General features: G+C 72.9%; 19 protein-coding genes. 13 read left to right on the forward strand and 6 right to left on the reverse strand.

The features are described 5' to 3' along the window. The first annotated feature begins 44 nt into the window (after positions 1–44). The 6 genes from ACZ7L0_RS33790 to ACZ7L0_RS33815 all read left to right on the forward strand — a co-directional run bounded on the left by ACZ7L0_RS33790 (position 45) and on the right by ACZ7L0_RS33815 (position 7264). The gene (locus ACZ7L0_RS33790; RefSeq protein WP_471246409.1) at positions 45–1910 is read left to right on the forward strand and encodes an acetyl/propionyl/methylcrotonyl-CoA carboxylase subunit alpha; all 1866 of its coding nucleotides are present in this window, start codon (positions 45–47) and stop codon (positions 1908–1910) included. Continuing rightward, positions 1907–3067 (forward strand): acyl-CoA dehydrogenase family protein, encoded by a 1161-nt coding sequence (locus tag ACZ7L0_RS33795; RefSeq protein ID WP_471246350.1) that lies wholly within the window; start codon positions 1907–1909, stop codon positions 3065–3067. The genes ACZ7L0_RS33790 and ACZ7L0_RS33795 overlap by 4 nt, the downstream gene beginning before the upstream one ends. 27 nt (positions 3068–3094) lie before the next feature. Continuing rightward, complete coding sequence (locus tag ACZ7L0_RS33800) at positions 3095–4663, forward strand: 4-coumarate--CoA ligase family protein (protein WP_471246351.1); 1569 nt, start codon at positions 3095–3097, stop codon at positions 4661–4663. Continuing rightward, the gene (locus tag ACZ7L0_RS33805) at positions 4660–5394 is read left to right on the forward strand and encodes an enoyl-CoA hydratase family protein (RefSeq protein WP_471246352.1); all 735 of its coding nucleotides are present in this window, start codon (positions 4660–4662) and stop codon (positions 5392–5394) included. Before ACZ7L0_RS33800 ends, ACZ7L0_RS33805 begins: the two co-directional genes overlap by 4 nt. Further along, the gene (locus ACZ7L0_RS33810) at positions 5382–5999 is read left to right on the forward strand and encodes a TetR/AcrR family transcriptional regulator (RefSeq protein WP_471246353.1); all 618 of its coding nucleotides are present in this window, start codon (positions 5382–5384) and stop codon (positions 5997–5999) included. The genes ACZ7L0_RS33805 and ACZ7L0_RS33810 overlap by 13 nt, the downstream gene beginning before the upstream one ends. A 236-nt stretch (positions 6000–6235) precedes the next feature. After that, positions 6236–7264 carry an isopenicillin N synthase family dioxygenase gene (locus ACZ7L0_RS33815; RefSeq protein WP_471246354.1) on the forward strand — a complete coding sequence of 343 codons (1029 nt, stop codon included), beginning with the start codon at positions 6236–6238 and terminating at the stop codon, positions 7262–7264. Between the two features lie 19 nt (positions 7265–7283). On the opposite strand, the gene ACZ7L0_RS33820 is transcribed toward ACZ7L0_RS33815, so the two are convergent. Then, a complete protein-coding gene (locus tag ACZ7L0_RS33820) occupies positions 7284–8384 on the reverse strand; it encodes a citrate synthase 2 (RefSeq protein ID WP_471246355.1) in 1101 nt (366 codons plus the stop codon). Between the two features lie 162 nt (positions 8385–8546). Here ACZ7L0_RS33820 and pdxH point away from each other — a divergent pair, with 162 nt between their 5' ends. The 3 genes from pdxH to ACZ7L0_RS33835 all read left to right on the forward strand — a co-directional run bounded on the left by pdxH (position 8547) and on the right by ACZ7L0_RS33835 (position 11923). Further along, a complete protein-coding gene (gene pdxH / locus ACZ7L0_RS33825) occupies positions 8547–9221 on the forward strand; it encodes a pyridoxamine 5'-phosphate oxidase (RefSeq protein WP_471246410.1) in 675 nt (224 codons plus the stop codon). A 321-nt stretch (positions 9222–9542) separates the two neighbouring features. Beyond that, positions 9543–10376, forward strand: coding sequence for a GNAT family N-acetyltransferase (locus ACZ7L0_RS33830; RefSeq protein WP_471246356.1), 834 nt, complete (start codon positions 9543–9545; stop codon positions 10374–10376). Positions 10377–10498: 122 nt separating this feature from the next. Continuing rightward, on the forward strand, positions 10499–11923 hold the full coding sequence (locus ACZ7L0_RS33835; protein WP_471246357.1) for a PAS domain-containing protein: 1425 nt from the start codon (positions 10499–10501) through the stop codon (positions 11921–11923). 24 nt (positions 11924–11947) lie between these two features. On the opposite strand, the gene ACZ7L0_RS33840 is transcribed toward ACZ7L0_RS33835, so the two are convergent. Continuing rightward, positions 11948–12703, reverse strand: coding sequence for an SIS domain-containing protein (locus ACZ7L0_RS33840; RefSeq protein WP_471246358.1), 756 nt, complete (start codon positions 12701–12703; stop codon positions 11948–11950). Between the two features lie 194 nt (positions 12704–12897). Here ACZ7L0_RS33840 and ACZ7L0_RS33845 point away from each other — a divergent pair, with 194 nt between their 5' ends. Both ACZ7L0_RS33845 and ACZ7L0_RS33850 read left to right on the forward strand, forming a co-directional pair. Beyond that, entirely contained in the window at positions 12898–13590 is a 693-nt protein-coding gene (locus ACZ7L0_RS33845) for a metal-dependent transcriptional regulator (RefSeq protein WP_471246359.1), read from the forward strand. Positions 13591–13963: 373 nt separating this feature from the next. Beyond that, on the forward strand, positions 13964–14824 hold the full coding sequence (locus tag ACZ7L0_RS33850; RefSeq protein WP_471246360.1) for an alpha/beta fold hydrolase: 861 nt from the start codon (positions 13964–13966) through the stop codon (positions 14822–14824). Between the two features lie 63 nt (positions 14825–14887). Here ACZ7L0_RS33850 and ACZ7L0_RS33855 read toward each other — a convergent pair whose 3' ends face one another. From ACZ7L0_RS33855 to ACZ7L0_RS33865, 3 genes are read right to left on the reverse strand one after another with little or no spacing between them, the layout of a single operon-like run. After that, on the reverse strand, positions 14888–16474 hold the full coding sequence (locus ACZ7L0_RS33855; protein ID WP_471246361.1) for a transporter: 1587 nt from the start codon (positions 16472–16474) through the stop codon (positions 14888–14890). Beyond that, positions 16471–17259, reverse strand: a complete 789-nt coding sequence (locus tag ACZ7L0_RS33860) for an ABC transporter ATP-binding protein (protein WP_471246362.1) — start codon at positions 17257–17259, stop codon at positions 16471–16473. The genes ACZ7L0_RS33855 and ACZ7L0_RS33860 overlap by 4 nt, the downstream gene beginning before the upstream one ends. A 31-nt stretch (positions 17260–17290) precedes the next feature. Next, positions 17291–17956 (reverse strand): bifunctional DNA primase/polymerase, encoded by a 666-nt coding sequence (locus ACZ7L0_RS33865; protein ID WP_471246363.1) that lies wholly within the window; start codon positions 17954–17956, stop codon positions 17291–17293. 253 nt (positions 17957–18209) lie between these two features. On the opposite strand from ACZ7L0_RS33865, the gene ACZ7L0_RS33870 reads away from it, so the two are divergent. Then, positions 18210–19595 carry a transcriptional regulator gene (locus ACZ7L0_RS33870; protein ID WP_471246364.1) on the forward strand — a complete coding sequence of 462 codons (1386 nt, stop codon included), beginning with the start codon at positions 18210–18212 and terminating at the stop codon, positions 19593–19595. Positions 19596–19795: 200 nt separating this feature from the next. Further along, entirely contained in the window at positions 19796–21406 is a 1611-nt protein-coding gene (locus tag ACZ7L0_RS33875) for a hypothetical protein (RefSeq protein WP_471246365.1), read from the forward strand. Between the two features lie 18 nt (positions 21407–21424). Here the strand turns inward: ACZ7L0_RS33875 and ACZ7L0_RS33880 are convergent, their stop codons facing one another. Beyond that, the gene (locus ACZ7L0_RS33880; RefSeq protein ID WP_471246366.1) at positions 21425–22735 is read right to left on the reverse strand and encodes an ABC transporter substrate-binding protein; all 1311 of its coding nucleotides are present in this window, start codon (positions 22733–22735) and stop codon (positions 21425–21427) included. Positions 22736–22839 lie beyond the last annotated feature (104 nt).

Here is a 22839-nt window from a genome sequence, read left to right on the forward strand (position 1 = left end):
GGAACCCAGTGATCGACTCAGTGACCGCCCCAGCGACCGACCCGGTGATTTCGACGCTCCTCGTCGCCAACCGGGGCGAGATCGCCTGCCGTGTCTTCCGCACCTGCCGGGAGTTGGGCATCCGAACGGTCGCCGTGTACTCGGACGCCGACGAGAACGCCCTGCACGCGCGCGTGGCCGACACGGCCGTACGGCTGCCGGGAGCGGCGCCCGCCGAGACGTATCTGCGCGGCGACCTGATCGTGAAGGCCGCCGTGGCGGCCGGCGCCGACGCCGTGCACCCGGGGTACGGGTTCCTCTCCGAGAACGCCGACTTCGCGCGCGCCGTCCTGGACGCGGGCCTGGTCTGGATCGGCCCGCCGCCGGAGGCCATCGAGGCCATGGCGTCCAAGACCCGCGCCAAGGAACTGATGGGCCTCGCGCCCCTGGGGGAGGTCACCGACGCCGACCTGCCGGTGCTGGTCAAGGCGGCGGCGGGTGGCGGCGGGCGCGGGATGCGGGTCGTACGGCGGCTCGCGGACCTGGACGCGGAACTGGCCGCCGCGCGCGCGGAGGCGGCGAGCGCCTTCGGCGACGGTGAGGTCTTCGTCGAGCCCTATGTGGACAACGGCCGCCATGTGGAGGTGCAGGTCCTCGCCGACACGCACGGCACGGTGTGGACGCTCGGCACCCGCGACTGCTCCCTCCAGCGCCGCCACCAGAAGGTGATCGAGGAGGCCCCCGCACCGGGCCTGGATTCCCGGCTCACCCGCGAGCTGTACAGGATGGCCGAGCGCGCCGCCCGATCCGTCTCCTACACCGGCGCCGGAACCGTCGAGTTCCTGGTCGCCGACGGCAAGGCGCACTTCCTGGAGATGAACACCCGCCTCCAGGTCGAACACCCCGTCACCGAGGCCGTCTTCGGCATCGACCTGGTCGCCCTGCAGATCCGTGTCGCCGAGGGCCACGCCCTCGCCACCGAGCCCCCACGCGCGCACGGCCACGCGATCGAGGCCCGCCTCTACGCCGAGGACCCCGCCCGCGACTGGGCCCCGCAGACCGGCACCCTGCACCGCCTCGCCGTACCCGACGGCGTCCGCCTCGACACCGGCTACACCGACGGCGACACGATCGGCGTCCACTACGACCCGATGCTCGCCAAGGCCGTCGCCCACGCCCCCACCCGCGCGGAGGCGGTCCGCACCCTCGCCGGCGCCCTCGACCGGGCGGCCGTCCACGGCCCGGTCACCAACCGCGACCTCCTCGTCCGCTCCCTGCGGCACCCGGAGTTCACGTCGGCCCGCATGGACACCGGCTTCTACGACCGCCACCTCACCGACCTCACCCGCCCGGCCCCCGACCCGTACGCGCCCCTGGCCGCCGCCCTCGCCGACGCCCACGGCCGCTCCCGCTTCGGCGGCTGGCGCAACCTGCCCTCACAGCCGCAGACCAAGCGCTATCTCACGGCGGGCGAGGAGCACGAGGTCCACTACCGGCACACACGGGAGGGCCTGACGGCGGACGGGGTGCGGGTCCTGCACGCGGACGCCGGTCTGGTCGTACTCGAAGTCGACGGAGTACGGCGGAAGTTCGAGGTGGCCCGGTACGGCGACGACCAGGTGTACGTCAACGCCGGCGCCCTCACCGCCCTCCCCCGTTTCCCCGACCCCACCACCCACCACGCCCCCGGCTCCCTCCTCGCCCCCATGCCCGGCACGGTCGTCCGCGTCGCCGAAGGACTGGCCGAGGGAGTTGCCGTACGGGCCGGAGAGCCCCTGATCTGGCTGGAGGCGATGAAGATGCAGCACCACATCACCGCACCGGCCACCGGGACGCTCACGGCCCTGCACGCCACGCCCGGCCGGCAGGTCGAGGTCGGCGCGCTGCTCGCCGTCGTACAGGCCGCACCGGAGGAGGTTCGGAATCAGTGAGCACCACCCTGGAAACCGAAGAGCACAAGGCCCTGCGAGCCGCCGTCGCCGCCCTCGGGGGGCGCTACGGCCGTGACTACATCACCCGGGTCGTCGCCGAAGGCGGCCACCCCGACGCACTCTGGTCCGAAGCCGGAAAGCTCGGCTACCTCGGCGTGAACCTCCCCGAGGAGCACGGAGGCGGAGGCGGCGGCATCACCGAACTCTCCATCGTCCTCGAAGAGCTCGGCGCCGCCGGCTGCCCGCTCCTCATGCTCGTCGTCTCACCGGCCATCTGCGGAAACGTCATCGCCCGCTTCGGCACCGAGCGGCAGAAGCAGACCTGGCTCCCCGGCATCGCGGACGGCACCCGCACGATGGCCTTCGGCATCACCGAACCCGACGCCGGATCCAACTCCCACCGCATCACCACCACCGCCCGCCGCGACGGCGCCGACTGGCTGCTCACCGGCCGCAAGGTGTTCATCTCCGGCGTCGACAAGGCGGACGCGGTCTTGATCGTCGGCCGCACCGAGGACGCTCGTACCGGCACCCTCAAACCCTGTCTGTTCATCGTCCCCCGCGACGCCGAGGGCTTCACGCGCCGCCCCATCGACATGGAGCTGCAGGCCGCAGAGAAGCAGTTCGAGCTGGTCCTGGACGACGTACGGCTGCCCGCCGAGGCACTGGTCGGCGACGAGGACGCGGGGCTGCTGCAGCTGTTCGCCGGGCTCAACCCGGAGCGGATCATGACGGCCGCCTTCGCGATCGGCATGGGGCGGTACGCGCTCGCCCGCGCCGTCGAGTACGCCCGTGACCGCACCGTCTGGAAGACCCCCATCGGCGCCCACCAGGCCATCGCCCACCCCCTCGCACAGGCGCACATCGACCTGGAACTGGCTCGCCTGATGACGCAGAAAGCCGCCCACCTCTACGACACCGGGGACGACGCCGGCGCGGGCGAGGCCGCCAACATGGCCAAGTACGCGGCCGGGGAGGCCTGCGTGAAGGCGGTCGACCAGGCCGTGCACACCCTCGGCGGGAACGGCCTCACCCGGGAATTCGGGCTCGCCTCGTTGATAACCGCGGCACGCGTGGCTCGTATTGCTCCGGTGAGCCGGGAGATGATTCTGAACTACGTCTCCCACCAGACCCTGGGCCTGCCCAAGTCGTACTGACCACCCGCCGCCGTGCGAGGAGGAACCGTGTTCCGCAGCGAGTACGCAGACGTCCCGGCCGTCGAACTCCCCATCCACGAGGCCGTCCTGGGCCATGCCGCCGGCTTCGGCGACCTGCCCGCCCTCGTCGACGGGACCGACGGCACCACCCTCACGTACGAACAAGTGGACCGCTTCCACCGGCGCCTGGCCGCCGCGTTCGCCGACGCGGGCGTGCGCAAGGGCGACGTACTCGCCCTGCACAGCCCGAACACCATCGCCTTCCCGACCGCCTTCTACGCCGCCACGCGCGCGGGTGCCGTCGTCACCACCGTGCACCCGCTCGTCACGGCCGAGGAGTTCGCCAAACAGCTGCGGGACTCCGGCACCGACTGGATCGTCACCGTCTCACCGCTGCTGGAGACCGCCCGCCGGGCCGCCGAACTCGCGGGCGGCGTGAAGGAGATATTCGTCTGCGACAGCGCGACCGGACACCGCTCGCTCATCGACATGCTCGCCACCAGCGCGCCCGAGCCGGTGATCGCCATCGACCCGGCACAGGACGTGGCGGCCTTGCCGTACTCCTCCGGCACCACCGGCATCCCCAAGGGCGTGATGCTCACCCACCGCCAGATCGCCACCAACCTCGCCCAGCTCGAACCCGCCCTCCCCGCCGGACCAGGCGACCGCATCCTCGCCGTACTGCCCTTCTTCCACATCTACGGGCTGACCGCCCTGATGAACGCGCCCCTGCGCAAGGGCGCCACCGTCGTCGTCCTGCCCCGCTTCGAACTGGAGTCCTTCCTCGCGGCCATCCAGGACCACCGCATCACCGGCCTCTACGTGGCCCCGCCGATCGTGCTCGCCCTCGCCAAGCACCCCGCCGTCGCCCGGTACGACCTGTCCTCGCTGAAATACATCATCAGCGCCGCCGCACCCCTGGACGCGGCCCTCGCCGCCGCCTGCTCACAGCGCCTCGGCCTGCCACCGGTCGGCCAGGCCTACGGCATGACCGAACTGTCCCCCGGCACACACATCGTCCCCCTGGACGCCATGCGGGACGCGCCCCCCGGCACCGTCGGCAGGCTCATCGCCGGCACCGAGATGCGGATCGTCTCCCTCGACGACCCCGACAAGGACCTCGGCATCGGCGAGCCCGGTGAGATCCTCATCCGGGGACCCCAGGTGATGAAGGGCTACCTGGGCCGGCCCGACGCCACCGCCGCCATGATCGACCGCGACGGCTGGCTGCACACCGGAGACGTCGGCCACGTCGACGCGGGCGGCTGGCTGTTCGTCGTCGACCGCGTCAAGGAACTCATCAAGTACAAGGGCTTCCAGGTCGCCCCGGCCGAACTGGAAGCCCTGCTCCTGACCCACCCGGACATCACGGACGCGGCCGTCGTCGGCGCCCCCGATGACGACGGCAACGAGATCCCGCACGCCTACGTGGTCCGCCGGCCGACCGCGCCCGGCCTCACCGAAGGGGAGGTCATGATGTACGTCGCCGAACGCGTCGCCCCCTACAAACGGGTCCGCCGGGTCACCTTCATCGACGGGGTGCCCCGGGCCGCCTCGGGCAAGATCCTGCGCCGGGAACTGAGGGAGCGGCCATGACACTGATAGGCCGCACCCGCGCGCGAGGCATCGAGACACTCAGCCTGGACTCCACCGGCACCCGCAACGCCCTGTCCGCCGCGCTCGTCGGCGAACTGGCGAACGCGCTGACCGACTGCGCGAAGGACGACGACGTCCGCGCGGCCGTCCTCACCCACACCGGCAACACCTTCTGCGCCGGCGCCGACCTGCGCGACCCCCCGCACCCCGACGCGCTGGTCCGGCTGCTGCGACAGATCGTCGAACTGCGCAAACCGGTCGTGGCCCGGGTCACCGGGCACGTACGCGCGGGCGGCCTCGGCCTGCTGGCCGCCTGCGACATCGCGACCGCCGCCCACGAGGCCACGTTCGCGTTCACCGAAGTGCGCATCGGCGTCGCCCCCGCGGTCATCTCCCTGCCCCTGCTGCCCCGCACCGACCCGCGCGCCCTCGCCCGCTACTACCTCACCGGCGAACGCCTCGACGCGGCCGAGGCCGCCCGCATCGGCCTGCTCACCGCCACCGGCGACGACGTGGAGGCCGTACTCGCCCCCATCCTGGACGGACTGCGCCGGGCCGACCCCCAGGCCCTGGCGGAGACGAAGCAACTGCTCACGGCTAGGGTGCTGGAAACCTTCGACCGGGACGCGGCCGACCTGACCGCGCTCTCGGCCCGGCTGTTCTCCTCCGCACAGGCCCGCGAGGGGATGACGGCCTTCCTGGAACGACGGGATCCCTCATGGGTGCTGTGAGCACGGACGAGCAGGTCGAGCGCGCCGAACGCGTCCCCAAACAGGACCGCAGCCGGGCCACCCGGCAGCGGCTCCTCCAGGCCGCCGTGGCCTGCCTCGCCGAATACGGCTGGGTCGGCTCCACGGTCGCCGTCGTCGCCGAACGCGCCGGCGTCTCCCGGGGCGCCGCCCAGCACCACTTCCGCACCCGCGAGGACCTCTTCACCGCGGCCGTCGAGTACGTCGCCGAAGAACGCTCCACCGCCCTGCGCGCCCTCTTCCCCGAAGGCGCCACCGACCGCCGCGCCGTCGTCTCCGCCCTGGTCGACCTCTACACCGGCCCCCTCTTCCGCGCCGCCCTCCACCTCTGGGTCGCCGCCTCCGACGAGGACCAGCTCCGCCCCCGCGTCACCGAACTCGAAGCCCACGTCGGCCGCGAGACCCACCGCATAGCGGTCGACCTCCTGGACGCCGACGAGTCCCGCCCCGGCGTACGGGAAACGGTCCAGGGCCTCCTGGACATGGCCCGCGGACTGGGCCTCGCCAACCTCCTCACCGACGACCGGGCGCGGCGGGAACGGGTGGTGGCGCAGTGGGCGCAGATCCTGGACGGGGTGCTGGGCTGATCCGGGGGGACGCGGGGACTGGTTCCGGGCGCTGACAGCAGTACCCTGTCCGCATGCTTCCGATGCTCGTCCGACGCCGGCACGTGGACTACGTGCGCGTCACGAGCATGGGCTGTCGGCGTTCCCTCTGAACCCCGATCCAGCCCCCTTCCTGCCTTCTCCATCCTTCCGTGGCACCGGGGTTCCGCCCTACCCCGGCGGCCGCCCGTGCCCCCGTACACCCTGCGGACGCACTCATGACCCACCCCACGGCGAACCCGTCGTACGCCCAGCTGCCGATCATCGACCTCTCCGCCGCCGACCGCGGCCCCCAGGCCCGTGCGCTGCTCCACGCGCAGCTGCACAGCGCCGCGCACGACGTGGGCTTCTTCCAGCTCATCGGACACGGCGTGACCCGCGCCGAGACCGACGCGCTGACCAGCGCCATGCGGGCCTTCTTCGCGCTGCCCGAGGCCGAGCGGCTCGCCCTCGACAACGTCCGCTCACCGCACTTCCGGGGCTACACCCGCACCGGCGACGAGCGCACCGCCGGCGCCCGCGACTGGCGCGACCAGCTCGACATAGGGGCGGAGAGACCAGCCCGGATCCCCGGGCCCGGCGAACCCGCGTACTGGTGGCTGCAGGGCCCCAACCAGTGGCCCGCCGCCCTGCCCGAACTGCGCAGCGCCGCGCTCGCCTGGATCGACCGGCTCAGCGGTGTCGCCCGGCGCCTGCTGCACGAGCTGCTCACCGCCATCGGCGCGCCCGCCGGCTTCTACGACCCGGTCTTCGGCGACCACGCCCACCCGCACCTGAAGCTCGTGCGCTACCCGGGCAGCGCGGGCGACGGCACCGACCAGGGCGTCGGGGCGCACAAGGACTACGGCTTCCTGACCCTGCTGCTCCAGGACACCGTCGGCGGACTCCAGGTGCAGCGCGAGGACGGACTGTTCCACGACGTGCCGCCGCTGGAGGGCGCCTTCGTAGTCAACCTGGGCGAGCTGCTGGAGGTCGCCACCGACGGCTACCTGATCGCCACCAACCACCGCGTCGTCAGCCCGCCCGGCGCCACCGAACGCTTCTCCGTGCCGTTCTTCTACAACCCGCGCCTGGACGCGCGCGTGGAGCCGCTGCCCTTCCCGCACGCCTCCACCGCGCCCGGCATCACCGACGACCCGGCCAACCCGCTGTTCGCCGAATACGGCTACAACGAGCTGAAGGGCAAACTGCGGGCCCACCCCCTGGTCGCCGAGCGGCACCACGCGGAGCTGCTCAGCCCCGCGTGACCCCGCCAAAAGGCCGGCCTCAGCGCGCGATGTCCGCGTAGCCCTCGATCTGCTGGGGGCCGCGCGGACCCGGGCCGATGTACCGCGCGGACGGCCGCACCAGCCGTCCCGTGCGCTTCTGCTCCAGGATGTGCGCCGACCAGCCCGCCGTACGGGCGCAGGTGAACATCGACGTGAACATGTGCGCCGGGACCTCGGCGAAGTCCAGGATGATCGCCGCCCAGAACTCCACGTTCGTGGCCAGCACGCGGTCCGGGCGCCGGTTGTGCAGCTCCTCCAGGGCCGCCTTCTCCAGCGCCTCCGCGATCTCGAAGCGCGGCGCGCCCAGCTCGCGGGCGGTACGGCGCAGCACGCGCGCGCGTGGGTCCTCGGCCCGGTACACCCGGTGCCCGAAGCCCATCAGCCGCTCACCCCGGTCCAGGGCGTGCCGTACGTACGCCTCCGCGTCCCCGGTCCGCTCGATCTCCTCGATCATGTGCAGCACCCGGGAGGGGGCACCGCCGTGCAGCGGCCCGGACATGGCGCCCACCGCGCCGGAGAGCGCGGCGGCCACGTCGGCGCCGGTGGAGGCGATGACGCGGGCGGTGAAGGTGGAGGCGTTCATGCCGTGCTCGGCGGCGGAGGTCCAGTAGGCGTCGACGGCGGCGACGTGCTTGGGGTCCGGCTCCCCGCGCCAGCGGATCATGAACCGCTCGACGACGGAGTGCGCCTTGTCGATCTCCCGCTGCGGCACCATCGGCAGCCCCTGGCCGCGCGCCGACTGGGCGACGTACGACAGGGCCATCACGGCGGCGCGGGCGAGGTCGTCGCGGGCCTGCTCGGCGTCGATGTCCAGGAGCGGCTTCAGGCCCCAGACGGGGGCGAGCATGGCGAGCGCCGACTGCACGTCCACGCGGATGTCCCCGGAGTGCACGGGGATCGGGAACGGCTCGGCGGGCGGCAGGCCGGGGTTGAAGGCGCCGTCGACGAGCAGCCCCCACACGTTCCCGAACGAGACGTGGCCGACCAGATCCTCGATGTCGACGCCCCGGTACCGCAGGGCGCCGCCCTCCTTGTCCGGTTCGGCGATCTCCGTCTCGAACGCGACGACTCCTTCGAGCCCGGGTACGAAGTCGGACATCAGGCGGCTCCTAGTGAGGTGTGCGGCGCATGAGCCGCCACGGTTCCACGGTCCCACTCGCACGATATCCGCGAGTGCCACCGTTGGGGAGACCGTACGGCACTCAGTGCCACACAACACCGTAGGTGGATACGGCAAGATGACCGCGTGACCGACCGTGACGTGACCGACCGTGACACCTTCCGCGATCCCGCCGCCATGCGCAAGCAGTACCGGGCGGAGGGCCTGGACGAGCACGAGCTGGCCCCGCACCCCATGGACCAGTTCACCCACTGGTTCGAGGACGCCGCGCAGGCCACCCTCCAGGGCACGCTCCACGAGCCGAACGCCATGATCGTCTGCACTGCCGACGCCGCCGGCCGCCCCAGCTCACGCACGGTCCTGATGAAGCAGTACGACCACCAGGGCTTCGTCTTCTTCACCAACTACGACTCCCGCAAGGCCCGCGACCTCGCGGAGAACCCGCACGTCTCGCTGCTCTTCCCCTGGCACCCCATCGCCCGCCAGGTCATCGTGACCGGCACCGCCCGCCGCACCGGCCGCGACGAGACGGCCGCCTACTTCCGTACCCGCCCGCACGGCTCCCAGCTCGGCGCCTGGGCCAGCGCCCAGTCCTCGGTCATCGCCTCCCGCACCGACCTGGACGCCTCCTACGCCGACCTGAGCGCGCGCTACCCCGAGGGCGAACAGGTCCCCGTCCCCCCGAACTGGGGCGGCTTCCGCGTCGCCCCGCGGTCGGTGGAGTTCTGGCAGGGCCGCGCGAACCGTCTGCACGACCGTTTGCGGTACGTGGCGGAGGCGGACGGGAGCTGGCGGGTGGAGCGGCTCAGCCCCTGAGGCCTGTGAAACGCAGACGACCCGCGAGCTCAGGTTCCCCCGCCTCAGGGCGGGGGAGCCGGCCGGACGTACCGGCGAGCTCGCGGGTCGGGTGACTGCTTGAGATTGGGCCGGCTGCACGCGACTTGTCACGTGCGGGTCCGGCACCGCACTGGATGTGGTGACGGGCCCTAGCCCGCAGCCACCTCACGCGTCCGGTTGTCATACATCTGCCGAACCACCTCCCTTCTCGTGTGCTCCACACACTAAGAACCGCTCGGCCCCGGATCAACCGCTTTTTTTCGTTGAACACGTTTGCGCTGCTCACCTAGCGTTCCCCGCATGACAGAGCGACGCGCGATACGCAGCGGTTCGGTGTTCGAGGAGCAGATCGGTTACGCCCGGGCCGTGGTCGACGGTGACTGGGTGCACGTGTCGGGGACGACCGGGTTCGACTACGCCACCATGACCATCCCGGACGACGTGGCCGAGCAGGCCGAGCAGTGTCTGCGGAACATCCGGGCGGCGCTGGCGGAGGCCGGGGCCACGCTCGCCGATGTCGTGCGGGTGCGGTATCTGCTGCCCGAGCGGGAGGACTTCGAGCCGTGCTGGCCGGTGTTGCGGCGGGCGTTCGGGGAGGTGCGGCCGGCGGCGACGATGATGGTGTGCGGGCTGTCGGATCCGCGGATGAAGGTCGAGATCGAGGTGTACGCGCGGCGGCGGGGGCTGCGGATCGAGCCCGTGGGCAGCGAGCTCGGGCTGGAGCAGTGGCGGCACGTGCACAACGTGATCGTGCCGCCCGCGGCCATGTCGCTGGAGGACGCGCGGGGGCGGCTGGGGCGCAATCGGCTGGTGAACGCGTATGTGGGGGACGTGCTCGTCGGGAATTCCACCGTGCGGCCGCCGAGGGACGAGGACGGGGTGGCCACGGTGATCGCGCGGGTGCTGCCCGAGCACCGGCGGCGGGGGTACGGCAGGGCCTTGTACGAGGACGGTCTGGCCCACGCGCGCGTGCTCGGGGCGAAGGCCGTCGAGACGTGTGTACTGGCCGCGAACGAGGACGGGGTGCGGTTCGCCGGGAAGTGCGGCTTCGCGGAGATCGATCGGTATGTGCTGGACGGCGGGAGCGACGAGTGGATCGACCTCAGGCTGGGCACTCTTGAAGTGAGCGGTTGATCTACAACGATTCCCACAATCTTGCGGGAACCAAGTGTGCGCTGCGTCACGTTCGAGTTGAATGAAGGTGAGTGAGCGAACCGTCGTGCCGTAACCGCGGACGCAGCCTGCAGGGGGTCCAGGTGAGTGCTTCCCGGCGTAGTGGGACCACCGATGAGCTGGGGCCCGACGAGCCCGAGCGGGACGGCGCCGATCTGCTGGCCGCCCTCCTCGACGGGATGGACGCGGCCCTGTGCGCCTTCGACGCGGACGGAATCGTCACGCACTGGAACCGTGAGGCGGAGCGGATCCTCGGCTGGACGGCCGCGGAGGCCGTGGGACGCAAGGGGTTCGCGGGCTGGGCGGTGCGCACCGCCGACGCGGAGGAGGTCGAGGGGCGGCTGCTGTCCGCGATGCACGCGCCCGGGCGGCAGGTGCACGAGTTCGCACTGGTCACCAAGGACGGCGGGCGGGTCCTCGTACGGACCCAGTCCGCCGCGGTGCCCGGGCCGGACGGCAAGCCCGCGGGCCTGTACTGCGCGTTCAGCGAGGTGCACGCGCAGATGGACCTGGAGCGGTCCATCGCGCTGAGCGAGGCGCTGTTCGAGGACGCTTCGTGGGGTGTGGTGCTGGTCGACGCCGATCTGCGGCCGGCCGTCGTCAACGCGCACGCGGCGCGCGCACTGGGCATCGGGCGTACGTCCGTGCTGGGACGGCCGCTGGGCGAGCTGCTGGCGCAGGGCGTGGAGGAGCTGGAGGGCGCGCTCACGCACGTACTGGCCGAGGGTGCGCCGCCGGCGCCCGCGGAGATGTGGGTGAGCGTGCGGACGCCGGAGGGTGAGAAGCGGCGGTGCTGGCGGAGCTGGTTCCTGCGGCTGGCCTCGCCGCTCGCGGAGGAGCCGGTGCCGCTCGGGGTGAGCTGGATGTTCCAGGACGTGACCGAGGCCAAGCAGGGGGAGCAGGAGGCCGCGCTGCTGCGCTTCCGCACCAACCAGCTGCACCGGGCGGCGCGGGCGGCGGCCGAGTGCGAGGACCCGGCGGAGGCGGCCACCGTCCACTTGGACTTCGCGCTGGCCGGGTTCGCCGACCATGCCCTGATCGACCGGCTCGCGGGCGCTCCCGTGGCGGAGGGGGAGGCGTCCGGTCCGGTGCGGCTGGTGCGGATCGCCGCGACACCCTCCGGGGCGCCCGGTCCCAGCCTGCTGACGGGCGCCGCCGGGCTGCCCGTGCGCTACGAGCAGGGGCATCCGGCGCTGCAGTGCGTGGAGCGGGCCGGGGCGGTGCGCGCGGACGCCGGTGACGTGCCGGCCGAGCGGGCGAGGGAGTGGGCGCTGGCCCGGCAGTGGCCGGCGGACAGCGTGCACGCCCTGTGCGCGGTGCTGCGCAGCCGGGGCCGGACGCTGGGCGTGGTGACGTTTCTGCGCGGGGGTGGCCGCAGTCGTTTCGAGCGGTCGGACGCGACGTACGCGGAGGACGTGGCGGTGCGGATCGCCTCGGCGCTGGATCTGGCGGGCGAGCCGGGAGTGACGGGGAAGCCGGGGGCGGCGGGGACGTCGGCGGAGGGGTGAGCCCCGCAGCCCGGGGAGGGGTGCTCAGTGCCGGTAGAAGATCCGGTCGCGGTACTGCTCCAGGACGCGGCCGTTCCATTCGTGGCCGCCGTCGACGTTCCCGGAGCGCAGCAGCGGGGGTTCGATGCCGCGGTCGGCGAGGGTGGCGGCTGCCGTGGCCATGACCGCCTGGAGGAGGGCGGCGGTGACGACGGTGGAGGCGGGGGCGAAGGGGGCGGGGACGGTGTCGAGGGTGAGCTCGGCGTCGCCGACCGCGATCTTGGAGTCGAGGACGACGTCGCAGTTGTCCTTCAGGAAGGTTCCCGAGGTGTGCCGGGACGTCGTCTCGGATGCGTAGGCCACGGACGTCACGCCGATGACGTGGACGCCGAGGGCGCGGGCGCCCCGCGCCATCTCCACTGGGAGGGCGTTGCGGCCGGAGAGCGAGATGACGACGAGGGTGTCGCCGGCGCGGAGCGGGGAGGTGTCCAGGACGGCTGCGGCCAGGCCGTCGACGCGTTCCAGGGCGGAGCCGAGGGTGGCGGGGACGACGTCGACGCCGACGACGCCGGGGACCGCGAGCAGGTTCATCAGGGCGAGTCCGCCCGCGCGGTAGACGACGTCCTGTGCGGCGAGCGAGGAGTGGCCGGCGCCGAAGGCGAACAGCCGGCCGCCCGCCTCGACGGTGTCGGCGAGGAGCGTCCCGGCGGCCTTGACGGCCTGCGACTCCTCGTCCCTGACCCGCCGCAGCAGACCGATGGCGGCGTCGAAGAACTGGTCGGCGGCTGTGCCGTCGCTCATGCGGTGCCCCTTCGCAGCGTCTGTGTCGCGGATCACCGTGCGGTCTGGACCAGTGTGCTGTCAATACGGGGTCGGCGCCGCGTGGTTTCGGCGGCACGGCACGGTTGTCAGTGGTATGCGTCAGAATTGAAGCCAGGGCCAGCGCACGCGCCGGAGAGCGGCGAGCTTCCGGCAGAAGCAATCGAGGGGCACGTATGTCCGGACTGATCGACACCACGGAGATGTATCTCCGCACCATCCTCGAGCTCGAGGAGGAAGGCGTGGTCCCCATGCGCGCCCGGATCGCCGAGCGGCTCGACCAGAGCGGGCCGACGGTGAGTCAGACGGTGGCGCGGATGGAGCGCGACGGCCTGGTGGCCGTGGCCAGCGACCGGCATCTGGAGCTGACGGACGAGGGCCGTCGGCTGGCCACGCGGGTGATGCGCAAGCACCGGCTCGCGGAGTGTCTGCTGGTCGACGTGATCGGCCTGGAGTGGGAGCAGGTGCACGCGGAGGCGTGTCGCTGGGAGCACGTGATGAGCGAGGCCGTGGAGCGTCGCGTGCTGGAGCTGCTGCGCCACCCGACCGAGTCGCCGTACGGCAACCCGATCCCGGGTCTGGAGGAGCTGGGCGAGAAGGACCATGCCGATCCGTTCCTGGACGAGGGCATGGTCTCGCTGGCCGACCTGGATCCGGGTGCCGACGGCAAGACGGTCGTGGTCCGCCGGATCGGCGAGCCCATCCAGACGGACGCGCAGCTCATGTACACGCTGCGCCGGGCGGGCGTGCAGCCCGGTTCGGTGGTGAGCGTGACGGAGTCGGCGGGCGGTGTGCTGGTGGGCAGCGGCGGCGAGGCGGCCGAGCTGGAGGCGGATGTGGCGTCCCACGTGTTCGTCGCGAAGCGCTGACGCGGCGAGGGCCGAACCGACTGCGTCGAATCGCAGCGGGCTGACTTTTCACGTGCCAGGCTGTGCCGCGAGGCATATGACCTGAGGGGGGCGGGGGACGATGTGGCCGCAGACATGGGGATGGCCCCGGCGCTCTGTGGCGCCGGGGCCTGTCCTCCCCTGTGCTGACCCGGAGCCCCGAGCTCTCAGGGTCATTCCCCTCGGACCTCTTTCCCCGAGCGGTCCGCCTCCCGCTGAGAAGATCCCCTCGGTGGCGGCGATCATGCCTTGAGAGGTGTCACTCGAATGAGGGGTGTTGACCGCAGGAACGGAATTTTCGAATAAACATTCGATAGTGTGCGGGTGTCCGAGCGGAGCTAGGGGGGCCAGACCCATGGCACGGCGCATCGATGTGACGGGAGCGGGTGGCGTACGGCTCGCCGCCTGGGAGTTCGCCGACCCTCCCAAGGACGATCCGGACCGCTCCCAGCCCGGCGTGCTGTTACTGCACGGCCTGATGGGCCGCGCCTCGCACTGGGCGTCCACCGCCCGCTGGCTCTCCGAGCGCCACCGCGCCGTCGCACTGGACCAGCGCGGCCACGGCCAGAGCGACAAGCCCCCGCAGGCCGCCTACACCCGCGAGGCGTACACCGACGACGCCGAGGCCGCCGTCGAGCAGCTGGGCCTCGCGCCCGCCGTCCTCATCGGCCACGCGATGGGCGCGCTGACCGCCTGGCAGCTCGCCGCCAAGCGCCCCGACCTGGTGCGCGGTCTGATCATCTGCGACATGCGGGCCTCCGCGCTCGGCGCGGCCTCGCAGCGCGAGTGGGCCGACTGGTTCAAGTCCTGGCCCGTCCCCTTCGCCACACTCGCCGACGTACGCAAGTGGTTCGGCGAGGACGACCCGTGGGTGGAGCGCCCGAACCCGTGCCGGGGCGCGTTCTACGCCGAGGTGATGCAGGAGTCCCCGGACGGCTGGCGCCCCGTCTTCGAGCCCGAGCAGATGCTCAAGTCCCGCGAGACCTGGGTGTTCGACGCCCACTGGGAGGAGCTCGCCCAGGTGCAGTGCCCCGCCCTGGTCGTGCGCGGCCTCGACGGGGAGCTGGGGCGGGCGGAGGCGCAGGAGATGGTCCGGGTGCTGCCTCGCGGGCAGTACGCGGAGGTCGCGGACGCCGGTCACCTGGTCCACTATGACCAGCCGGAGGCTTGGCGGGCGGCTGTCGAGCCGTTCCTGGACGAGGTGCTCGGGGTTTGAGCGCCTTCTCGTCCGCGGGCTTCAGCCCGATGGCGAGTGCGGGTGCCGTGTGGGCCTGTCGCGTCAGCCTTTGCTTACCGCCGCGAGGATCTCCGGCAGCCTTCGCGCCGTACGCGGGGCCGCCAGTCGTAGGCCCGCCCGGGTGACCGCCGCTCCGTAGGCCGCCCCCAGCGGCAGCAGGATCCATGTCCACGTGGGGCCGTCCGCGCTCACGTTCAGCCAGATCGTCAGCGCGATGACGGGGGCGCACAGCAGGGCCGCCGCGACCATGCCGCCGAAGATGGAGATCCAGGCGAGGCCCGCCTGCCCGGGGGCCACGTTCTTGTAGCCCTCCTGCGGGATGGAGTAGGGGAAGCGGGCCGAGGTCCACGCGCCGGTCGCCAGCATCGCGCCGAGCAGCGCCAGGGACAGGCCGAGGGCTTCCGGCAGCCGGGCCCAGTCGCCCAGCATCGCCGTGGTCAGCACGGTCACGAGGGTGGCGTACGGGAGGGTGATGAGCAGCAGCGCCAGCGCCCGCCCGCGCAGCTCCACGTACGCGTCCCGGGCCGAGGAGATGGTCGTCGCGACCATCCAGAAGGCCGAGGTGTCCTGTCCGAACTGGTTGTACATCTGGATGCCGAGCATCCCGGCGGCGAAGCACGCGAAGTAGACGGACCCGGTGCCCTGCGCCGCGTTGAACACCGGCACGATCAGTCCGATGGCCAGCGAGGTCGCCCACGCGGCCTTGGTCTTGGGATCGCGCCAGACGTAGCGCAGGCTGCGCTCCATGACCGTGCCCGTGCGCCCGGCCGGCAGCAGACGTCCCAGTCCGCTCGACGAACGGTCCCGGGTCCGGGCGTCGACGGTCTGGAGGGTGGACCGGTCGGGCGAGACCATCAGCCGGGTCAGACTGCGCGCCCACACCGCGACCAGCAGCACCAACGCCCCGGCGGTCACGAGCAGTTGGGCGACCGCGATCCCGTACGCCCCCTCGCTCGCCGCCTGTACCGCGCCCACCGCCGACGCGGGCGGCACCCAGCGCAGCACGTCGGCCACCGGGGCGAGCTGTCCGAGCCCGGCCGACCCCAGGCGCTGGGCGCCGAAGTTGACCAGCTGTGCGCCGACCGCGACGAGCAGTCCGCTGAGCACGGCCAGGTCGCGTCCCTTGCGGCTGGTCAGCAGCCGTACGTTGGCGGCGGCGACGGCCCGCGCGAGGGCCACGCACACCAGCAGCGCGAGGACGACGGCGACGACGGCGAGCACGTACGCCACCGCTCCCTCGGCGACCGAGAGCGCGCAGCCCGCCAGCAGGATCAGCGTGAACAGCGGCCCGACGCCGACCAGTGAGGCCGCCAGCAGGGCCCGTACCAGCGGGTGCGGCCGGAGCGGGAGCAGTACCAGTCGGGTCGGGTCGAGGGTCTCGTCGCCGCTGGGGAAGAACAGCGGCATCACCGCCCAGCCGAGCGCCAGTACGGCCGTGCCGAGGACGGCGACGGCGTCGGCGTGCGCGTGCCCGCGCAGCGCGAGCAGGCCGAGCAGTTGCAGCGCGGCGAAGAGCAGCGCGACGACGGCCGACACGGCGAACGCGGCGCGCCGTCCGCCGGACTGCCTGAGCCCGCCCCGCAGCAGGGACAGTTTCAGCCGTACGACGGTGGAGGTGACGCCGGTCATCGGGCCCCGCCGCCCAGCCAGTCCAGGTCGGATCCGGCGTCGCGGCCCGGTGCGCCGACCAGTTCCAGGAACGCCCTCTGGAGAGTGGGGTGTTCGCCGCGCACCTCGGCCAGTGTGCCGTGTGCCCGGATGCGGCCGGCGGCCATGACCGCGACCCAGTCGCACAGCGACTCGACCAGCTCCATGACGTGGGAGGAGAACACGACGGTGGCGCCGGAGGCGGTGTACCGCTCCAGGACGCCCCGGATGGTCTGCGCGGACACCGGGTCGACGCCCTCGAACGGCTCGTCGAGGAAGAGCACTTCGGGGTTGTGGAGGAGGGCCGCCGCGAGTCCGATCTTCTTGCGCATGCCGGTCGAGTAGTCGACGACCAGCTTGTGCCGGGCCCCCGCCAGGTCGAGCACGTCCAGCAACTGGTTGGCCCGCCGGTCCGCCTCGGCCCCGGGCAGCCCGCGCAGCCGGCCGGTGTAGCCCAGCAGTTCCCGGCCCGACAGCCGCTCGAACAGCCGCAGCCCCTCCGGCAGCACCCCGATCCGCGCCTTCACGGCCACCGGATCACGCCACACGTCGTGCCCGACGACCTCGACCGACCCGTCGTCGGGCCGGAGCAGCCCGGTCACCATGGAGAGGGTGGTGGTCTTCCCGGCCCCGTTGGGCCCGACCAGCCCGATGAACTTCCCGGCGGGCAGGTCGAGATCGATCCCGCCCACGGCCACCTGCTGCCCGAACCGCTTCCACAGCCCCCGCACACGCACGGCAACCGCGTCGACTCCCGCTTGCGTCATACGGGAACCCTAGGGCCTTTGGGGAGTTGGTTCAGCGGTCGCGTCCGCAGGCGTAGGCGAGGGGGGAGATCAGCTCCTCCGCGTCGGGGAGCCAGCGGTTCGCCGGAGTGGGCCGGCAGGCCCACTGGACGGCGCCGCGGGAGCCGAAGCGGGTGGGGGGCGCGGCGACGTAGTCGCCCTCGCCCAGCGCCGTCAGGTCCAGCGCCCCCGGCGACCAGCCCAGCTTGCGCACGAGGTCCGGCAGCTTCACCGACGCCCCGGGCAGCACGAGGAAGTTCATCCTCCGGTCCGGGGTGAGCGTCACCGGCCCCAGCGTCAGCTCCATCCGCTCCATCCGGGCCAGCGCGTGGAACCCCGCGGTCTCCGGGACGGACAGCGCGTCGAAGGTGCGCCCCGTGGGCAGCAGGATGGACGCGGTCGGCTGCCGCTGCCACATCCGGCGCACGACGGTCGCGCTGCCGGTCGCGTGGGCCGCCCAGTCCGGGCGCGCCGGATGCGCCCCGGGCGCAGGGCACCCGGCGTCCCCGCAGGAGCAGCGCTGTACCCCGTCGACGGGCTCCAGCCAGGTGCCCGGGACCACGTCCCAGTGGCGTTCCTCGGCGTAGCGGACAGCGGTGTCCAGCAGCGATTCCCCACGCTGCTGAGGGATTTGACCGACAGTCTGACTGGCTTGGGTACCCGCGATCGTCTCTTCCACGCTCCACTCAACTCCCGCGTCCACCCGTGGTTACGGGCGTGCCGCGCGCGGGGGAGAGCATCGGTTCCCCGGCCGGGGCGCATGGGTGCATGTGCGGGGGCGCGCGGGAGGAAGCGGGGCCCGGGCTGGGTAGCCACGGGTGGGGTCGGCGCCAGCCTTTCCCCGGCAAACTTCGCATGCCTCGCATTTTCGGTATGTCCGCTGGGCAGTGATCTTCCCGGCCGGATCATTTCGCTTCGCCAGGGGGTACGCCATGGCCGCCAGGCCTCTCGTCGCGCGGCAGCCGAACGAACGGTTGCAGGCGCTCATCCAGGAAGCGGGCTGCTCGAACGCCGGGCTCGCCCGCCGGGTCAACATGTGCGGCGCCGAGCACGGGCTCGATCTGCGGTACGACAAGACATCCGTGGCCCGCTGGCTGCGCGGACAGCAGCCGCGCGGACGGGCCCCGGCGATCATCGCCGAGGCCCTCGGACGCAAACTCGGCCGTACGGTCACGATCGACGAGATCGGCATGGCCAACGGCAAGAACCTCGCCTCGGGCGTGGGTCTCCAGTTCTCGCCGACGGTGCTGGGGGCCATCGAGCAGGTCTGCGAGCTGTGGCGCAGCGACGTGGGCCGCCGGGACTTCCTGTCCGGCTCGTCCGTCGCCGCCTCGGCGCTGGTCGAGCCCAGCCGCGACTGGCTGATCTCCGCGCCGGACGCGCAGGTGGCACGCTCGGCGGGGCCGCGCGTGGGGCAGTCCGACGTGGCCGCCGTCAGCGCGATGACCCAGGCGCTGACCGATCTCGACCACCAGTACGGCAGCGGGCATGTGCGCCCGGTGGTCGTGCACTACCTCAACAGCGTCGTCTCGGGGCTGCTGGCCGGCTCCTACCGGGAGGCCGTGGGCCGCGACCTGTTCGCCGCGGTGGCCCGGCTGACCGAACTCGCCGGGTACATGGCCGTGGACACCGGGCAGCCCGGGCTGGCTCAGCGCTACTACATCCAGTCGCTGCGGCTGGCGCAGGCGGCGGGCGACCGCGGCTACGGCGGTTACGTCCTCGCGGCCTCGATGAGCCACCTCGCGGCGCAGCTCGGCAACCCACGGGAGATCGCGCAGCTGGCGCGCGCGGCGCAGGAGGGGGCGCGTGGGCGCGTGACCCCGCGCGCGGAGGCGATGTTCCACGCGGCCGAGGCACGCGGGCACGCCCTGCTGGGCGACGCGCGCGCGGCCCAGCTGGCGTCCGGGCGGGCGGTGACGGCGATGGAAGGGGCCGACGCCGACTCCGGGGACGACCCGGGGTGGATCGCGCACTTCGACGAGGCCTACCTCGCCGACGAACTGGCGCACTGCCACCGCGACCTGGGACAGGCCGAGGCGGCGGCCCGGTGCGCGCAGGAGTCCCTCGCCGGGCATCCGGAGACCCGGGCGCGCCGGCGGGCGATCGGCTATGTGCTGCTCGCCACGGCACAGGTGCAGCAGCGCGAGATCGAGCAGGCGTGCAGTACCGGGATGAAGGCGGTCGCGCTCCTGGAGACGCTCCGCTCCAACCGGGGTGCCGAGTACCTGGAGGACTTCCAGCAGCGCCTGCAGCCGTACCGGGAGGAGGCGGTGGTACGGGAGTTCGGGGCGCGGCTGGAGTTGCAGCAGGCCGCGTGAACGGCTGCCCCGCGGTCGCGTGAACGGACGGAGAACGAGCCGGGCGCGGGCGGGAGGTGATGTGAACAGCGCATCGCGGGGCGGTTTTGTTACGGCTGTCACAGGGCAGGAGGTCACGCCCTGAGCTGCGTGGCACCAGGCTCGGGGGACCCGGTAGCGTGAGCCGACGTTCCGAAGGTCCCCCAATCGTAGGAGTCCCGGTGACGCAGAGTGGACAGGGCGAGGAGCCCTCGGCGCGGCCCGCGCGCGAAGGCGTCGTGCTGCCCTCCGACGGTGGCGAGCCGCTGCTGCCGGGCATGACGGGCGGACCCGCCACCCACCCGGCCGCCCCGGCGGCCCAGCCCCCGGCCGGCCCGTCCGGCGGTCAGACCTGGGGCCAGCCGTGGGGCCCCGGCCAGCAGCAGGCGCCGCAGCAGGACCAGGGCTGGCCCCCGGCCGGCGCCCAGCAGTGGAGCGCCCCCGAGCAGTCCGACCCGTGGGCCGGCCAGAGCCCCGGCACGCCCGGTGCGGGCCCGCTCCCCCCGGAGGGAGCGCCGGCGCCCGCGTACGGCGGGCAGATACCGGACAACCAGGGCTACGGCGCGGCGTACGGCGCCCGCGGCCAGGGCGGCGCGCAGAACCCGGCGTACGGCGCCCCCGCCCCCCAGCAGTCGTACGGCCATGGCGCCCCCGGCGCGCCCCTGCCCCCGGCCGACGAGGGGGCGACCCAGTACCTTCCGCCGGTTCCCCCGGCCGCCGCCCCCGCCGACGAGGGCGCCACCCAGTACCTGCCGCCGGTCACCGCCGGGCCCGCCCCCGCCGACGAGGGCGCCACCCAGTACCTGCCGCCGGTCACCCCGGGGGCGCTGCCGGCCGAGACGGGGGCAGAGGAGACCCGGTACCTGGGACGGCCGGTGCAGCAGCAGCCCGCCGCGCCGCACCCGGACGCCGAGGCCACCCAGTACATCCCGCCCTACACCGGCGCGCCCGGCGGGGACCGGCAGCCGCCCGCCGAGTTCGACAACCTCTTCCGCGGCGGACCGGGCGGCGAGAGCCCGGCCACGCAGCAGATGCCGCGCTTCCAGGAGCCGCCGGGCGGCCATCCCGGGCAGCCGCAGCCCTCGTACGCCCCGCAGGGCCCGGGCGGCGGGCGGGGCGGTCCGGAGCCCGAGGAGAACGGGGGCGGCCGGGGAGGCCGTACCGGATCCCGGGTGCCGCTGATCGCGGCCATCGGCATCGGCCTCGTCGTCATCGGGGTCGGCGCCGGCGCGCTGCTCGGCGGCGGTGGCGGCGATGACCAGGCCGACAAGAACAAGCCCGTCGCCGCGTCGGCGCCCGCGACCGAGGGCTCCGCGTCCGCGTCCGCCTCCGCCGACCCGGCCGAGCAGCAGGCCGTCGCCCTGGACAAGCTGCTCGCCGACAGCGGCAGCAGCCGCGCCTCGGTGATCAAGGCGGTGGGCAACGTACGGGCCTGCAACAACCTCGGCGACGCCGCCTCCGACCTGCGCGACGCCGCCAAGCAGCGCACCGACCTGGTCACCCGGCTGTCGAAGCTGTCCGTCGACAAGCTGCCGAACAACGCCGCGCTGACCAGCGCGCTCACCAGCGCGTGGCAGGCCTCGGCGTCCGCCGACAGCCACTACGCGGCGTGGGCCGACCAGGTCGCCGGCAAGAAGGGCTGCCGGAAGGGCCAGGCCCGCTCCACCGGCCAGACTCAGGCGGGCAACCGCGCGAGCGGCACCGCCAGCGCCCAGAAGATCAAGGCCGCCCAGCTGTGGAACGCGATCGCGAAGACGTACGGGCTCACCCAGCGCCAGCCGACCCAGCTGTGAGCCGGTGGTAGGCGGGCTTCAGCCGAGGTCCGCCTTCTCCAGCGTCGACGTCACGTCCTCGGGCCCGTTCTTGCCGGCCGGGACCAGCCGGCCGTCCTTGACGACCTGGAGGGTCACGGTGGCGTTGACCAGCCGGGTGAGGCCCACGTCGGCGAGCCTGGTGGTGCGGGGCCACTGGAGGGTGGGCGTGAGGCCGCGGGTGCCGACCTTGATGCCGTCGTCGAGGGTGCGGCGCACGGTGTCGGCGGAGATGTCGCCGGTGCCGATGCGCTCCAGGACGGCCTTCAGGACGGCGTAGGCGATCCAGGTGGTCTGCACTCCGGCGTCCGCGGGGTCGATGCGGTTGTCGCCGAAGGCCTCCTCGTTGATCACCCTCTTCATCGCGTTCCAGCGCGCGTCGGAGGCCACCGGGTACCAGCCGGTGATGTACGCCCCTTCGTACGGCCCCGACGCGCCGCCCGTCGCGTTGATCGTCGTCTGGTCGACGCTGCCCATGACGGTCGCGGTGCGCACCGCCGGGTAGTCCTCGCGGCTGCGCCGGAAGGAGTCCATGAAGATGTCGTTGCGGTCCCCGAGGGCGGGCACCACGCATCCCCGCTTCACCGGGTCGACGGTCGCCGCCCGCAGCGAGCGCTCCGACATCGTGCCGTACTCGGTGGCGTTCTCGGCCGCCAGCAGGTCGTCCGCCACCTCGTGGCCGCCCGTTCTCAGGCCAGCGTCGAGCAGGGCCGGCAGTTCGTCGCCGGCGATGCTGTCGGGGCGGACCAGGGCGATGGGGCCGCAGTTCTGGGAGAGCGCCTTGCCGAGGCCGGCCAGCAGCGCGGGCTGGCCGCCGTTGACGGGGTAGGAGTAGGCGCGGGTGAACTCGTCGTTCGTCACGCCGAAGCCGCCGATGTACGGGATGCCGGCGCCCTCCAGCGGGGCGAAGTAGGAGTCGCCGAACTGGCTGTAGGAGCCGACGACCGCCACCACGTCCTCGTCGACCGCGCGCCGGGCGCACTTCGCGGCGGCCACGCTGTCGTTGTGGTCGTTGCAGGTCAGGACCTTGAGCTTGCGGCCGTTGATGCCGCCGTGGGCGTTGATCCAGCGGGCGTAGGCCAGCGCCATGGCGGGCATGCCGGGTTTGTTGGTGGCGTCGGTCCCGTCCGGCGCCCACGTCATGACCTTGATCGGGCCGCCCCCGGAGCCCCCCGCGGCACCAGGGACGGCCCCGCATCCGGCGGCGAGCGACGCACACGCGGCCAGCGCGCCGGCGGACAGGACGGTGGCTCTGGCGGGCCGGTGGAGGAAGCGGGAGAGGGAACTGCGGAAGCGTCGCCTGCCGGTCATGGACCCACACGATTCCGTCACACCGCTAACCTGGGAGTGACCGTGGGTCAACGACCGGTGACGCGCGGGTGAACAGCAGGGGCCGGTGAGGCGCCTGGGACGGG

The sequence above is a fragment of the Streptomyces sp. NPDC039424 genome, assembly GCF_055639495.1.

Bases quoted from the DNA above. Each gene is read 5' to 3' on its own strand.
- ACZ7L0_RS33830 (WP_471246356.1), top strand. From the start codon at position 9,543: ATGACAGAGCGACGCGCGATACGCAGCGGTTCGGTGTTCGAGGAGCAG.
- ACZ7L0_RS33815 (WP_471246354.1), top strand. From the start codon at position 6,236: ATGACCCACCCCACGGCGAACCCGTCGTACGCCCAGCTGCCGATCATC.
- ACZ7L0_RS33840 (WP_471246358.1), bottom strand. From the start codon at position 12,703: ATGAGCGACGGCACAGCCGCCGACCAGTTCTTCGACGCCGCCATCGGT.
- ACZ7L0_RS33870 (WP_471246364.1), top strand. From the start codon at position 18,210: ATGGCCGCCAGGCCTCTCGTCGCGCGGCAGCCGAACGAACGGTTGCAG.
- ACZ7L0_RS33805 (WP_471246352.1), top strand. From the start codon at position 4,660: ATGACACTGATAGGCCGCACCCGCGCGCGAGGCATCGAGACACTCAGC.
- ACZ7L0_RS33810 (WP_471246353.1), top strand. From the start codon at position 5,382: ATGGGTGCTGTGAGCACGGACGAGCAGGTCGAGCGCGCCGAACGCGTC.
- ACZ7L0_RS33860 (WP_471246362.1), bottom strand. From the start codon at position 17,259: ATGACGCAAGCGGGAGTCGACGCGGTTGCCGTGCGTGTGCGGGGGCTG.
- ACZ7L0_RS33820 (WP_471246355.1), bottom strand. From the start codon at position 8,384: ATGTCCGACTTCGTACCCGGGCTCGAAGGAGTCGTCGCGTTCGAGACG.
- ACZ7L0_RS33850 (WP_471246360.1), top strand. From the start codon at position 13,964: ATGGCACGGCGCATCGATGTGACGGGAGCGGGTGGCGTACGGCTCGCC.
- ACZ7L0_RS33855 (WP_471246361.1), bottom strand. From the start codon at position 16,474: ATGACCGGCGTCACCTCCACCGTCGTACGGCTGAAACTGTCCCTGCTG.
- ACZ7L0_RS33845 (WP_471246359.1), top strand. From the start codon at position 12,898: ATGTCCGGACTGATCGACACCACGGAGATGTATCTCCGCACCATCCTC.
- ACZ7L0_RS33880 (WP_471246366.1), bottom strand. From the start codon at position 22,735: ATGACCGGCAGGCGACGCTTCCGCAGTTCCCTCTCCCGCTTCCTCCAC.